The organism is Caryophanon latum (assembly GCF_001700325.1).
GTDB classification, from domain to species: Bacteria; Bacillota; Bacilli; order Bacillales_A; family Planococcaceae; genus Caryophanon; species Caryophanon latum.
On the sequence record NZ_MATO01000076.1, the window covers coordinates 1 to 14,861 of the forward strand.

The window sequence follows — 14,861 nt, forward strand, 5'->3', positions numbered from 1 at the left end:
GGACAGCTCCATTTAATTTTACTAATTTTCTTGTAACAGTGGCGTTGTATATTGCACCACTTTAGCTGCATATGCACCGTATGCTAATACAACGTCCTCTTCATTTACTTCCGTATCGAACATTTCTTTTTCAAATTCTTCGATATTGACAAAGCTTTCTGCGATGCCTTTATATGTCTCATATGTAATGTCCGTAGAGAAAATTTCTTCTTCCTGTGCTTGTTTGTAATGTTCTTGAGAAAGGTTTGCTCTTGCTAATAAATACGCCTCATACGTAGCGCCATCTGAAAATTGATCAGATTGCTCGATTGCCGTATCAAATTCAGCTGCACTTAACTCCGCTTTCGCTTTTTCGATGTTCTCCGTTTCACTATCTGATAAGTCAATGTTCAAAATACTATCTTCTTTAGAGCTGCAAGCTGTTAAAACAAGTGTCGCGCCTAATACAATGGCAATGATAAAATGTTTCATTGTTTCCCTCCTTTTCATTACCTTATTTTAACATAATTAAATGATTTATCCTATAGAAATTATTTTTAATAAACAATGTGTACGTGCTTCTGCTTTACAGCGTGAATAAATTCCATATTTGAAAACGGTTTCGATGCATATTGTAGTGACAAAATGCCATGTAAATATTCATGATAAATTAGCTTTCTACTGGCTACATGTGCATGTCGATACAAATGGATCATCTGTTCATCTCCATAATCGAGTAACATGGCAGCTAAAATTGTTTCGGTACTAGAAATCCAAGCTTTTTTCATCGGTTGCTTTTGATTCGCCCAAGCATCATGCTGGTAACTACTCATATATAAACGAAACAAATCATTATCCGCGCCGATAAAATGACAATTCATTTTTTGATAAATCTCTTGAATGACAAACGCTGTCCAAATGAGCGAATACTCCCCGTAATCTTTTCCATCTGCAAAATCTTCATGCAGTAAATCGAGCAACATCTCTTCAGAAGGCACAACAGCAGTGTCTAAACATCGCGTAAAGGAGACTCTTGTTTTAAAGGCCGCCTTTACAATTTTCATCATATTAGGTAAGACACCTTTTGGATATTTGTAGCGAATGAGCTCAAATAAATGCGATTCAGATAAGTAAAGAAGTTGTTGAAATTGCGATAAATAGGCAATATAACGTTCAGATAACCTTTTTGTCGACTCGTTTGCACGTGCTAATTCGTTGTAAACCGTTTCTGTTATAATAACCGGTGCCTCCTTTACAAAATCACAAAGCAAGCGTGCACCTGTTTGATGAAAAATTTTTTCGTGCTGAGCAATGAGTACCGTATCATATAAATAAATCGATTCGTTTGTTTTTAAAATTGATTTGATTTCGTTTAGGTCGGTGATAAATAGCGATTCCGGCATACTAATGTTCACCCTTTACCTGAAAATAACGAACGATTTTTGCAAATAGCTGTTTATTTTTTTCATTCGTACTCGTCGGCATAAATTCGTTAAGATTATTATTGGCGATAATTGTTTCCAACTGAGGAATATTCAATACATAAGATGGTTCAACAATGCCTTTATCAAGTCCAGCCTTTGAAAAACGCTCTGAAAGGTTATTATTTTCATCAAATAGTTCGGTAAAGGTGTCTACTGTTAGAGCGATACCTAGTTCGAGCATACGGATTAAAATTGATTTGTATGGTGCTTTAAATTGATTCATCGCTTTATAAATTTGGATTTGTAGTGCGTCACTTTGAATTGCTGCAAAAAAGTTACGCATTTCATATTCGGGCATCAGCAATAGAGATGCAAAATAATCTGCCTTTCGTTCCTCTAATGAAAGACCTGCTTGTTCGATTGCAACAAGGTGTGCTTGCCCCGCCGGAATTCCTTTTAATAAATGATAGATTTCATGAAATAGGATGAAGTTTTGGTTGATTCGCGGTTGGGCAGAGTTAATATAGCAACATGTGACATGCCCGTAATCAATTAAAAAGCCACCTAGTGACAGGTCATTGGACGAAGCTTGTAAAAACAACGTGTTTTTTTGTATAAAATGAAAGCCACCATTGATGCGATCGTGCCCACTTGGATGCTTATATTGTAAGTAAAAATCAATATCTTTTTGTACATCTTCATGAATAGAACGATTCATTTGTAGTAAATCGATTGCAAGTTTAGCTGTTAATTTTGTCATTGAAAGTCCTCACTATAAATCGCTAAAATATTGCACAGTTGAATAAGCTGTTCTACATCTTTTACGCCCTCTGGTGACAATTCATCTTTTGAGAAAGCAATGTGACCAAATGTTACGTTGTTTGATCCATCCGCCTGCAAACTAAATTCATCCTTTAAAAAAAAGTTGGCTGGTAAGCCGAGCACATCCGCAATTTGTATAGAAAACGTCGCAATTGTTGGGTTTTGAGCATTTAAAAGACGATAGATGGAGCTTGCTGATTTATCTAACATATCAGCAAGATATTCTTTTGAAATGCCTTGTTGCTCAATATATTGATTCAGCCGTTCAGCGACAATCGTGTTTGTTAGCATAACATTCACCCTTTCAGTTTGTTCTACTCATCATAACACGATTCTTATTTAATGAGAAATATTGAATTTTTTTCGTTATTTTTTAAATAACAGATTATATTTATTGTTATTTTTTACCGAATAATAATAAATTTTATATTCATGTAAAATGAAAAAGCAGCTAAGACAATGAATGTCCTAGCTGCACAGAAATGGCTTCTAAACGTAATAGTAAACTGCACCCGATTCATTTCGTATGTAACCAATAGGATACAGGTCACTTATATAAACTTCTAGGTTGAAGCGAATTTTTAGGTGCCATTGCAAATTTTGCATATACGTATAATTAATGTGAGCTTCTTTGAAACGGGATGTACTTCATAAACGAGTCTAAGTCGATTTCAAAATACTCCTCTATATCTCGTTTTAAGTTAGCCTCTAATAAAATAAATTCCTGTACGATGTCGTGTAGATCAAAAATAGTAGATATATCTTGTTCCGCCCAAATCGATTTCACCCTTGCCTTATTAGCAAATGGTATGAAAGACAAAATCGCTCCATCTTCGTAATCCGCATATTCAACCGTATAATAATGAAATTCGGGTATACGATCGATTGTAATGGACTCTTTCCATCTCCATAAAGATTTGTAAAACTCTAATATCGCAAGTTCTGTTTCAAAATACAATTCATCGTTAATCTTGATTGTGAGTGTAGCTTCTACTGCTAAAATAGTAGAAACATTTCTTCTATCTTTATTTGATATGCTTTTGCGGTCACTCACAAAATCGTATTCAAAAGTGATTTTATCGGGATTGCTATTCATATGCTCCATTTCCTTTCAGTAGTGAACTATTTTATTAAATTCTACGTTATTGAATAACTATCCTTTATTTTAATGTAATAGCGAAATCTCTTGCTATCTTTACTGCTAAAGGCCATACGCATCGCTTAAAGACTGAAATGAAGCTTGATACACAGTACAGGTAAGACAGAAACGGAGGAAATGATGATGCTACAAGAGAAGTGAGAATAACAGCATGAAGAAGAGATTGTAAAGAAACAGCTGATTACACATGTACGTAGCGTAATCAGCTGTTTCTTTATTGTAGCTTACGTTCTATTAATGATTCATATAGTTTATCTTCTTTTTTATGTGCGATAATGCCATATCCGTCCGCAACATAAAGCGTTCGTGTAACAAAACCACCTGGCTTGTAAAAACCATTAGACTCTACGAATTCAACAGAGCGTTCACGTATAACGACAACATCTTTATATTCTACATTACCTATTTTATAAGTCGCATCTGTCGCTAAAATCTCTTGTCTCATTTTATCATGTGTAGATTTTTCAGTATTATCAAACTTCAAACCAATTGTGAATGGATGATCGACGTATGAGTCTTCACCGTATTCCAGTACAGAGCCCGTCCAAAAACCATCTCTTATTTGATACCATAAACTGCTATAGTATTCATCCGTTTTAACCTCCTGGAGCGTCCATTCTGATCCCCCTCCATTATCATGATCATCTGGAATTGCTATGAAGCGGCTCTTATCGTTAGCTCTCTCAAAGATATATGTATATTTTTTGTCTGGTATATAGCTCTCTGTTTTCAATGAGATTGCGCGGGCTAAAAAGGCTGAAAAGTGTGCGCGTGTTAATAATTTCGTCGGTTCAAATGTGTACGTTTTGGTTGTTGTATTTTCGTAGCCACGTGCAATATTATTCATCGTTACGAGCTGAACCGGCTGATAAAATTCATTTGAGTTGGGCACATCTTCATACGTTACAGCATTAGCCTCAATCGATTTTAAATCAAAACTATTCGCAATCATCTTCGCCATAAATGCACGTGAAATACTGGATTCCGGCTTAAAGTTTGATGCATCACCAAAAATGCCAGCTGTGTATGCAGCTGCAATTTCTTTATAGTATGGATGTGTTTTTGGTACGTCTTTATACGGAAGTGGCTTTAAATTCGTTGTTGGCAGATCGAGTGCCTCCACAAGCATTTTCGCAATATGCTTTTTAGAAATTGGTGCGTTCGGTTTAAATGTATTGTCTGTATACCCTCCGATAATACCTTTTTCTGCTAAATATTCAATTTCGATATTTAATGAATGTGTTACTGGTACATCTTTAAACTTTGCCGCACTCGTTGCAGAGGCAAATGATAATGCTAATGCAGCTGCTGTGGCAAATGTCGTTACTTTTTTAAACATTGTGATTCCCCCTTTTTGTTATTAATATTCATTTCCACAAGATTGTATAAGAATTACACGCTCAGCTGACAATTCGTATTTAAGTTCATTCATTTTACATATAAGTAAATGTTTCTAACTTATTGTCATCTCCTTTACACTTAACTATAACTAAATACTTATTTATTTTCTATATAAAAACTTTTATTTGTATTAAAGCATTATTATATCGAAGGTCGAAATTAGTATATTCCATTTTTCAAACTAAAATCCATCGTTCACTTTCCATCTTTTCGGGTATACAATAACAATAGTACGAAAAAGGAGGGGTTCAGATGAGTATTTGGTATGCACTAAGTCTTGGCATCGTCGGGCTTGCGCTATTGATCGTCATTGGCAGTGCCATTGTTGCTGCGGTTGGCGCGAAGGAACCGGGCATGTACATTGTTGGGCGCGGTAAGAAGATGGTAGAAAACGTCAAGCCGATTCAAGCAGAGGTGACAGCGCTACAAAGCAACGTGACAAGCATTCAAACGACGGTCGCACAGCAAAAAGCGCAAATACAATCGGTTGGGCAGTCGTTTGCGAGCGTGAAAGATTCGTTCCAGCAGCTACAGCTCCAGGCGAAAAATCAAGCGCGTCAATTGATTACGAAAGCTGAGAATGATCCAGTTGTACAAGAAAATGTCGAAATGTATACAGAAAAAGTTGCAAGCACGTTGCAGCGATAAAGCAAAAAGGTTGTGCTACCACGTCATGTGGGCACAACCTTTTTCATCGTGTTTCAATGCGGTAACGATAGTCTTTATGTTTTAACGTGGAGACATCAATGTACTGCACCGCTTCTTCAATTAAGCGGTTTTTCGGCACGCGTAAGCTCGCTGCACGCTCTGATAACGCCGCAAATAGCTCCGCATCCATCGTCGTGCGAAATTCCTTTTTCGCGCAGCGTGGATGCTTTTGTAGCGTCAATGTGTCGTGCTGTAGTAAATGATACACGCCGTTTTCAAGCAAGTAGCCGATTTCGGTATTGTGCGTAGCCGCGAGCGTTTTTAATTCAGCGAGTACATCTTCTTTTAAATACGTTTTATAACGGTGGCGTGATGCGTCTTTTGCTTGGATGAGCCGTCCTTTATGCTGAATCCACATACAATCACCCTTTCGTAAATAATGATGCGTCGATTTGTGCAAGCGCAGCTGGTAGCACGTTCGTTGTCACGATGTGTAAATGACGTGTTGCGCGTGACACAATCGTATAGAGCAGCGTCGTATCCGCTTCGTTGTTGTAGCGAGCCGCTTCTGCATCTGCAAGTACAACAGTCGTAAACTCGAAGCCTTTTGCCATGTACGCCGGCATGACGAGCAAGCCTTTCATGTACGTTTTTTGCTCTGCGGTTATGAGGACAAGCTGTGGCAAATGCGGCTGGACTTGTGCGTAAAATGCTTCACATGCGCGTTTATCTTTGCAGATGAAGACGAAGCTATCCCCTTCTGTAAAGGCGTGCTGCACGAGTGAGACGATATTTTGTACGTAACTGCTTGGCGTCCAATGATGAACGGTCGGTTGCTGTCCGTGTACGCCGAGCGATTCGGTAACAGCGTGTGGCAAAATCGCCTTCATATAGTTCGTAATGTCGTTTGTCGAGCGGTACGATTTCGTTAGCTCGACTGTCGTAAACTGACCGAGCAATGCATGATCGAGCGCGTCTTTTTTTAGCGGATGGACGAGCTGATTGCGGTCGCCGAGCAACGTAAAATGCGCCTTCGGATACAGTGCCGCCATCGCAAGCCATTGTAAATAGGAGTAATCTTGAATTTCATCAATGACGATATGTTTAATGTCGTTTTGCTGGGCGAGCTTTTTAACGGTCGCGTCGATGTATAAAAGCGGTGCGATGTCCTCATAATGAAGGTGACGACGCTTTAACGACGAAGCGGTGCGCTCAGCAACATGTGCATCGAGTTGCTGCAACGCCGAGACGTAAATTTTGGCGCTGTTGACGAAACGAAGCGTCTCAATCATTTGTGCAAGCTTGCCGTACTTTTTCGCTACCTCTTTATGCGCCTGTGCAAGCAGCTCCTCGTCTGTGCCGACGTACGTGTTCACCGATTTTAGCTCGTCTACGCGTCGGTTTAGTTCCTCGGTGCGCCGCGTCGTTAATCGCTTTTGTAAAATCGTCCGTATTTTTTTTAAGCGGAAATCTAAATCGAGCGCGGCAAATTTATCGTAAAACAAATACGTCAGCTCCTTGCTTGATGCAAACAGCTGCCCGTCTACTTTAATGTTGTAAAACGGCATGTCGCTTACGTGCAGTACATCGATAGCGTGCTGAAGCGTCGTCGCAAACGCGTGTGACGTTTTGACGTAATAGTCGTGCTGTGCCGCTTCGTCTGCGTGCTGAAGTCGTTCGATGTTGTCGTAATGCGTTTCCGCTTTGTACGGGAGCCCGACGTCTTGTAGCAGGCGATAAAACGTTGAGTGCTGCACGTTTTCCTCACCAAGCTCTGGTAATACGTTTGAAATGTAATCGTTAAACAAGTCAGACGGCGAAATGAGTAAAATGTTGCGCGCTGTTAATGTTTTTCGGTACTCATATAATAAATACGCAATTCGCTGCATCGCGACAGACGTCTTCCCCGAGCCAGGTGGTCCGAGCACGAGTAAATTTTGCTTGTTTGACGAGCGAATGACGGCGTTTTGGTCGCTTTGAATCGTTGCGACAATCGATTTCATTTTTTCCTTCGCCGTGTCTGCGAGCAGTTGCTGAAGCACTTCATCGCCAATGTAAATGTCGGCATCGAGCACTTGTAGCAACTCGTCGTAATGCACTTTATATTGGCGACGCCCGAAAATTGTCACCGTTAGCTTGTCGCCGTTTGGAATGTTATACTGCGCCTCGCCTGTCATGTTTTCGTAAAATAAACTGGAGATCGGCGCGCGCCAGTCAAAAATGGCCACGTCGTCTGTTTTACGGTCGCGGAATGTCGAGAGCCCGATATATAAATGCTCCTCCTGCCCGTCCTCATTTTCGATCGTAATGCGCCCGAAATACGGTGTTTTATGCAATAGCTCGGCCTTGGATAGCTCCTCGCTCATATTCATATATGTACGCTCTCGCAATGCCATCGATTGCAGCACTTGCGAAAATGAAATGGCACTTTCGCCTGATACGTCGTTAAATTCGCTCGAAGCAAACGTGCGCTCCTCGACGATTTCACCTTTTTGTTTTTGTAACGCTTGCTGCAGCTCTGCAATGTAGTGGCAAATTTGTGTACTCATTGTCGTTAAATGGGCTTGCTCACGCTGCCATATCGTTTGTTCCATCAGAAAGCCCTCCTTCTTTCGCATAGTTGCTATTATTGCCTATTTTTTGGGATAAAACAAGCGCGACGAGTAGACTTTGCCATACAATCGCGCAGAAAATCAGGTATAATAAAAACACTTGAGTTGGAAGGGATGTATCGAATGTTAATCATTAAAAAAATCGACTTTATTAAAACAGTGTACGATGATTCACTGTCGCATAAAATCTTTTCCATTGCTACGATCGAGTTTACGAACGCACCGCCAATCGTCGGCGCATTGCTTTACTGGAAGCGCAATACGAATCCAAAAAAGCTCGTGAACAAACAAGGTGAGTTTAAATTTTACTTTGATGAGGGCGTTGCAGAGTATTATGCATCGGTGAAGTTTCCACAGCATACACGCTTAACGGAAGACGAAAGACGTGAGCTGTCGTTTTTACTATTAGAGGAGCGCGGCACAATCGGCTCGTATTCGTTAATGGGGCATCCTAAAGGGGTCGCCGAACAAATCGGCTTGCGTCGCTACAACATTGAAAAAGGCTTTCAAGCGCTCGATTTCCCGGAACATTTCGACCCGCGCATCGAGCCTGGGCATGTGAGCGTCATTTTTGATGAGCTGCATTTAGCGGATTTACAGCAAAAAAATCCACATGTATCAAAAGACTTTTTACGCGACTACATTCCGTGGCGCGCCAAAACGGTTCAGCAACACCCAGAGGAATTTGCGGCGTATTTGCCGTACATTGACGCACGCTACGTATTACAAATGAATGAGCAGCTGAGCGAATTTTTCATCATTCAGCACCTCGATTACTTCCGCGAGCATTTGTCTTTCATGAACTACGCCGCACATCGTACAATGAGCCGCTTCTTTTTACGTTATTTCGACATCGATCACGCCGATTCTGCAAAGGAAGTAGCGGAACTGCGCACATCACATAAGGAAGATAGCAATGTGCTTGAAATTGCATTATATGAACAGTTTAGCAATGATTCACCACTGCATCAAATGAGTGAGCTAGTTAAAGGACAGCCCGCGTATGAGCATTTTACGTTTGAGCGTGGGCGCAATCGTTGGACCGGCTCCGAGCATTTAGTGACGTCCATTCCGTCGCTCGCATCAATGCGCTACACGAAACGCGGCTACAAAAAGCTGACGAATAAAGAGATGGATGGATTGATGAAAATGGCGACGGACGAGCAAAAGAAACTGTTATCGGCATGCTTAGAGCTTCACTGGCTAAGCCGATACAAAAAAGAGCTCGACTGGTCGGTTATTTGCGCATACAATGTCTATTTACATGCGGAATTTTTACAGGCACATGTGCGCTACGTCGACTTTGAAGCACTGCGCTACAACATGTATGCACGCATCGATGCGACGTTTTTAACGAAGCATGTGCGCAAGCTGTTACTAACAAATGAGCCAACGCCTGTCCTTCTTGCTAACTTAGATGAGCGTTTGTTAAACGTATTGCCAGACATTGTATATGACGATGCTATTTTAATGGAGCTATCACGTTTTAGCCCGTACATTCGCATGAAAATTTTACTGTATTATATAGGTTATGAGCATTTTAGCGAGCCGCTCTACATGTTTTATCCGCTTCACTGAAAAAAGCACGATGCCGCGGCATCGTGCTTTTATTGATTCATAACATATTTGAAAAATTCATTCGCAGGAAGCGGCTTACTAAAATAGTAGCCTTGTGCAAGCTCACAGCCACATGCACGTAAATAGACGAGTTCTTCCTCGCGCTCCACGCCTTCTGCAACAACTTCTAAATTCATCGCATGGGCAAGGCGAATGATGGCCCCGACCATATTTGAGCCAGTTTCTGATAGCCCGATTTCCATAACGAATGAGCGATCAACTTTCAGCGCATCGACGGGTAAGTTTTTTAAATAGCTTAGCGACGAATAGCCTGTACCGAAGTCGTCAATCGAAATCGCAATACCCATCGCACGAATTTGCGCGAGCTTGTCAACGAGTGATTCGTTAAAATCAACCATGCTCATTTCGGTAATTTCAATCTCGACAAACGATGGATTGACGTTTGTATTACGCAGCGTATTTTCAATCGTTTCGATAATGTTTGGTAACGCAAGCTGAATAGGCGATAAGTTCACAGCAACGCGCAAATCGAGGTCGAATAAGTCATTCCAGCTTTTCACATCTAAACATGCGCGCTCAAGCACCCATTCTCCAATTGGAATAATTAAGCCGGTCTCCTCGGCAAACGGGATGAAGCGGTCTGGTGGAATGAAGCCAAGTTCCGAATCAATCCATCGTAGCAACGCCTCCATGCCAACCATTTTCCCTGTTTGTATATCGATTTTTGGCTGATAGTATAGCTGTAGCTGTTCGAGGCGAAGCGCATCATATAGCTTTGTTTCAAGTGTAATGTCTTTTAGCTTTTGCGGCTCGCTCTCCCCGCTATATACGAAATAATTATTCCCTCGACGCTCTTTTGCTCGCAGCATCGCTAAATCAGCATTGTTAAGCAATAATTCTGAATCTTCGCCGTGCTGGGGGTACAGTGCAATGCCGATGCTAATGCTTGAGTAAAACTTATGTCCTTCAATAATAAATGGCTTTTTGAACTGATCCATAATTTTAAGTGCCATTTGGTCAAGCGCCTCAATTTCGAGCAGTACGAGCGCAAATTCATCTGCTCCTTGACGATAAAAAGAGTTCGTGCTGAGCTCAATTGACGTTAAACGCTCTGACACTTCGATTAAAAACTGATCACCAATCGCATGTCCAAGCCCATCATTAATGCTTTTGAAGCGATTAATATCGATATCGAACACCGCAAATGGCTCCCCACGTTCAATTTCGTTCGTAATGCGCTGATGCAAACTGCGGCGACTCGGTAAGCCTGTTAAGTCGTCATGACTCGCAACATGTGGCGGTAATTCATTACTTTTCTTTTGTAATGTAATATCTGCAAAAACTGAAATGTATTCGTCCACTTGTCCGTACTCGTTTAAAAATGGTAGGATGACTGTTTTCACCCAATAAACGGAGCCATCTTTTGCGCGATTACATAGCTCACCTTCCCAGCGCTTCCCTTCAATTAGCTGCCTTAAAATGTGCTGGAAGAAAGCTTTATGATGAAAATCGATGCACACTTTTCGAAAATGCTGCCCCTTTAATTCATCTAATGTATATTGCGACACATCACAAAATTGCTTGTTCGCATATGTAATAATACCTTCTTCATTCGTAATTAATAAAATTACCGTTTGGTCGAGTGCATGCTGTAAATTTTTCAGCTTTTGATGCGTTTCGCGCTCAAAAATATGCTGCTCCGTCATAAATTTCCCCCTGTCCATCAAACATCATCACAAAATGGATGTATTCGTTCACATTGTTAATTACTGCTAGCATAACGGATTTTTAAGCAAAATGGAAGGTACAATAGCGCAATAAAAAAGCACCATTCATTGAATTGAATGAGTGCTTTTATGTGACGGCGACAGTTTCATCTCGTTTATGTGTAAGCGATTTCCTCACATCCCTCTTGCGCTAAAAACGCATGCATTTGATCTACTGAAATTTGTAATAAAAAGTAGTGGAAATTGATTGGCTCGATGTCGTAGCGCTCGCAAGCTGCTGTGTAACGCTCGTATGCATATTGATAGTCGTTCATGAAAATCATCCTTTCGCTTCTGTGTTAAATGCTAGTAGCTGCTCTGTTGAAAGCTGGTTAATGTATAGTCGGAAATTGATTGGTGTTAAGCCGTGCGCCTCGCACATTTTTTTATAAAGCTCATAGCCTGCTGTATACGCCGTCATCTGAAAAACTCCTTCCAATCTGTTTTATAACAGTTTGTGTTCTTGTTGCTATATTAATACAGATACTAGTACACGTCAATCGTTTTTTTATATTCTTTTCTGACTTTTCTAAATATATGTGTAACCGCGATATTTTAGCGTTTCATACAGAAAAAAACGCCAGAAAATTTCCGGCGCTATTTCTCGTTAATAGGATGTTGTAACGTGCTGCAGCATCGTCGTTGGAACGAACACGTGATCGAGGCGTATATCATCTGACACGATTTTTGTATACGCGCCACTAATCGTAGTAATCGCTACAGGGAATCCGAAACGGTTGTATGTGAAGGCGATATCCTGTCCATTCGTCGTTTCAAATAAAGATACTGGTTTTTTCGACTGTTTCACAAAGGCAATGCGGATGTTTTGCTTCGCATCGACTAAACCAAATTGTTCATCGAGCTTCGCATAAATGCTTGCCACTTTCGCCCCCCAAAATGGATCGGGTGTATATTTTTTGTTTAACCCTGCTATCTTTGAGCCAATGACCCCGCCGTATGCCATGTTCGCTGTAGACGGTGTGACATATTGAGATGATAAATATGCGGTCATTTCGAGTAGCCCTTCTGCTGGTGTGTCGTACTGTGCTTGCTGTAATTCGGACATATGCGACACGATTAAATGATTTTTCCGCTGTGATACTGCACTCATGCCGTAATCGCTTTCGTATAACGCAATCGCAAGCAGCACAGCCGCGTTCATTTTATATGTTGACTCCGCTTCCTTTAGCACATCACCTAAGCCGAGTAGCTTACTTTTTTCGAGTGCGTGTTGGTAAATGCCACCGCGCTTTTCCGCTTCGACTAAAGCGCTATGAATCATCGCGTCTAACTGTTCAGCTGTATACGCGGTTGCCGTACGCATCGGCAGCCATTGATAATAATTATAGTACGTGCCCGCTTCTGCCCCTTTTAATGTAGTGAAATGCACGCTATCGACGCTATAATAACGCTCACCACGCTTCGCAAACGCCGGGGCTTTCCCGATAGTGTACGGTGCGTCAAATTGCTTTTGAATATGCTGGTAAATGAAATGTACAAATTTGTCACCGTCCATCGTGTAATACGAGCGCGGTACGTTCAAGCCATCTGGAATTAGCACAACTTCCTTTTGCTTATAGTGATGCGTCACATCGCCAATACGTACAGTAACCGTATCGTTTGAGCTTGTGACGTAATGCAATTCGGTTCCTTTACTTAGCGTCATAACATCAGCGTTCGGTAGCTTCATGTCCGCAGCTTGCTTTAAATACGCTACGCCGCTTGTCATGTAGTACACATCATCTTTATATAAAATGACTTGTCCCGCCTCTGTATTTTTTTTCGCTGCCGTAAAGCTCGAATAATAGTCGTCGATTTGGTAGCTACCGCTGACGATATTTGCGACGCTATACCATTTTTTCTCCTGTTCGACAACGTTATAAAAACGCATAATAAATGTCGCGGATTGTGCAACGGTCGCTGGCTTGAATGGCATAAATTCGTTTTTCGACGGATTGCCAGTAATAATGCCTAAGCTATATGTCATCGTAATGCGATTTGTATAATCGGCACTGACGCCTCGTGTATCTTTAAAGTTTGGTTTTGTCGTTTTCTTTGGAGAAATATTGAGTAAATCAAGCGCATTCGTTAACATCCGTACCATATGAATACGTGAGATTGGCTGGGATGGGTGGAATTTCCCTGTTGCGGTGTCTCCTTGAATGATGCCGGCTGCTGTGGCCGTTTGAATTTCATTATAATACGGATGATCTGCTTGTACGTCAGCGTATGACCGTACAGATACCATGCTCGGCAGTTCTAACACACGCACAATGTACATCGCAAATTCTCCTCGTGTTACAGATCGTCCAAAGCCTCCTAAATTCTCGATTCCTTTTGACTCTAAAAACTGCAACGACTTCTCATGACTACCGGCTGTACTGTATGACGACGCTGAAGCAGTGAGAGAACTTATAAGTGTGATGCTAAGTAATAAGACGGTCACCCAGTACCATTTTTTCACGACATTAATTGCCCCTTTCTTCTATATGTGATTATAAGAAACCATACCATATTAAGGTTTATTCCTCAACGGTACAGTAAAATACTGGATTTTCACGGCGTACTATAGTACTAAAAAGAAAGAATTTTCCGTTAATTTGTAAATAAGATGTAAAGAATTTGTAAATAGTTACGCAGCAATACTGTTTTTCAGTATTTTTCCTCTACAATAACGAATACACAGGTTCCTCACCGTAAACGAACGAGGATGACATACATTGTGAAGAGCCGAAAAAAAGGAGGATTTATAATGAAAAAACCATTAGCGATTGCCGCGCTCTCGACGTTATTATTTGCATCGGCAACGACACCAGCTGAGGCAAATGTCTCATTCAAGGATATCGAACGAAAGCATCAATTTTACAATGAAATTCACAAATTGTCCCACAAAGGAATCATTAAAGGCTTTGAGGACGGAACATATCGCGCAAATGAGCCAATTACACGTGCTCAAGCCGCTTCATTAATCGCAAAATCATTACAGCTCGATTTATCAACCTACAGCAAGCCAAAATTTAAAGACGTTCCTGAAAAAAATAGTCATTACGCTGCAATCGCAAAGTTAACCGAAATGGGTGTGTTCAAAAATACAGATCGCTTCAATCCATCTAAAACGTTAACGCGTGCACAAATGGCGAAAATTTTAGTCGAATCATTTAAGCTACAAGCTCCTCAACTTAAGCCGTTTCAAGATGTAAAAGCGGCTGAAACAGTTCGCTACGCTGGCACAATTGGCGCATTAAACATTACGACGAATACAGGACAATATTTACCGAACAACGCCGTAACGCGCGGACATTTAGCAGCGTTCATTGAGCGTGTTATCGACTACAAGCGCTCTGACAAAGAACGCGATTTATGGGATGACTGGAATGATTGGGATGAGCTAGATGTCATTTACAAACGTGGTGATGATGACGACCGCGACGATGACGATGACCGCGATGATGATCGTGACGATGACCGTGAC

General features: G+C 41.1%; 15 protein-coding genes. 3 read left to right on the plus strand and 12 right to left on the minus strand.

What is annotated here, in order from left to right:
* Nucleotides 1-21 precede the first annotated feature (21 nt).
* From A6K76_RS15065 to A6K76_RS15090, 6 genes are all read right to left on the minus strand, one after another.
* Nucleotides 22-471, minus strand: coding sequence for an outer membrane protein assembly factor BamD (locus tag A6K76_RS15065; protein ID WP_066466429.1), 450 nt, complete (start codon nt 469-471; stop codon nt 22-24).
* 65 nt (nt 472-536) lie between these two features.
* Nucleotides 537-1,382, minus strand: coding sequence for a hypothetical protein (locus tag A6K76_RS15070; RefSeq protein WP_066466430.1), 846 nt, complete (start codon nt 1,380-1,382; stop codon nt 537-539).
* 1 nt (nt 1,383) lies between these two features.
* On the minus strand, nt 1,384-2,163 hold the full coding sequence (locus A6K76_RS15075; protein WP_066466431.1) for an ImmA/IrrE family metallo-endopeptidase: 780 nt from the start codon (nt 2,161-2,163) through the stop codon (nt 1,384-1,386).
* Entirely contained in the window at nt 2,160-2,516 is a 357-nt protein-coding gene (locus A6K76_RS15080; protein ID WP_066466432.1) for a helix-turn-helix domain-containing protein, read from the minus strand. Before A6K76_RS15080 ends, A6K76_RS15075 begins: the two co-directional genes overlap by 4 nt.
* A gap of 325 nt (nt 2,517-2,841) precedes the next feature.
* Nucleotides 2,842-3,321: a DUF7878 domain-containing protein gene (locus A6K76_RS15085; protein WP_066466433.1), complete on the minus strand. Its 480-nt coding sequence runs from the start codon at nt 3,319-3,321 to the stop codon at nt 2,842-2,844.
* A gap of 277 nt (nt 3,322-3,598) precedes the next feature.
* The gene (locus A6K76_RS15090) at nt 3,599-4,723 is read right to left on the minus strand and encodes an S-layer homology domain-containing protein (protein WP_066466434.1); all 1,125 of its coding nucleotides are present in this window, start codon (nt 4,721-4,723) and stop codon (nt 3,599-3,601) included.
* Nucleotides 4,724-5,037: 314 nt separating this feature from the next.
* Here A6K76_RS15090 and A6K76_RS15095 point away from each other — a divergent pair, with 314 nt between their 5' ends.
* On the plus strand, nt 5,038-5,433 hold the full coding sequence (locus A6K76_RS15095; protein WP_066466435.1) for a hypothetical protein: 396 nt from the start codon (nt 5,038-5,040) through the stop codon (nt 5,431-5,433).
* 43 nt (nt 5,434-5,476) lie between these two features.
* Here the strand turns inward: A6K76_RS15095 and A6K76_RS15100 are convergent, their stop codons facing one another.
* Both A6K76_RS15100 and A6K76_RS15105 read right to left on the minus strand, forming a co-directional pair.
* A complete protein-coding gene (locus A6K76_RS15100) occupies nt 5,477-5,851 on the minus strand; it encodes a hypothetical protein (RefSeq protein ID WP_066466436.1) in 375 nt (124 codons plus the stop codon).
* A 4-nt stretch (nt 5,852-5,855) separates the two neighbouring features.
* Entirely contained in the window at nt 5,856-8,027 is a 2,172-nt protein-coding gene (locus A6K76_RS15105; RefSeq protein ID WP_066466437.1) for a HelD family protein, read from the minus strand.
* A gap of 141 nt (nt 8,028-8,168) precedes the next feature.
* Between A6K76_RS15105 and A6K76_RS15110 the strand changes: the two genes are divergently transcribed.
* On the plus strand, nt 8,169-9,623 hold the full coding sequence (locus tag A6K76_RS15110) for a hypothetical protein (RefSeq protein WP_066466438.1): 1,455 nt from the start codon (nt 8,169-8,171) through the stop codon (nt 9,621-9,623).
* Nucleotides 9,624-9,652: 29 nt separating this feature from the next.
* Here A6K76_RS15110 and A6K76_RS15115 read toward each other — a convergent pair whose 3' ends face one another.
* The 4 genes from A6K76_RS15115 to A6K76_RS15125 all read right to left on the minus strand — a co-directional run bounded on the left by A6K76_RS15115 (nt 9,653) and on the right by A6K76_RS15125 (nt 13,853).
* Nucleotides 9,653-11,329 carry a putative bifunctional diguanylate cyclase/phosphodiesterase gene (locus tag A6K76_RS15115; RefSeq protein WP_066466439.1) on the minus strand — a complete coding sequence of 559 codons (1,677 nt, stop codon included), beginning with the start codon at nt 11,327-11,329 and terminating at the stop codon, nt 9,653-9,655.
* 176 nt (nt 11,330-11,505) lie between these two features.
* Nucleotides 11,506-11,664, minus strand: a complete 159-nt coding sequence (locus A6K76_RS16670) for a transcriptional regulator (RefSeq protein ID WP_139108715.1) — start codon at nt 11,662-11,664, stop codon at nt 11,506-11,508.
* A gap of 5 nt (nt 11,665-11,669) precedes the next feature.
* Nucleotides 11,670-11,810, minus strand: coding sequence for a transcriptional regulator (locus A6K76_RS15120; protein ID WP_066466440.1), 141 nt, complete (start codon nt 11,808-11,810; stop codon nt 11,670-11,672).
* A gap of 186 nt (nt 11,811-11,996) precedes the next feature.
* Nucleotides 11,997-13,853, minus strand: coding sequence for an S-layer homology domain-containing protein (locus A6K76_RS15125; protein ID WP_139108716.1), 1,857 nt, complete (start codon nt 13,851-13,853; stop codon nt 11,997-11,999).
* Between the two features lie 288 nt (nt 13,854-14,141).
* Here A6K76_RS15125 and A6K76_RS15130 point away from each other — a divergent pair.
* On the plus strand, nt 14,142-14,861 hold a 720-nt coding region (locus tag A6K76_RS15130; protein ID WP_169818037.1), incomplete at its 3' end, for an S-layer homology domain-containing protein.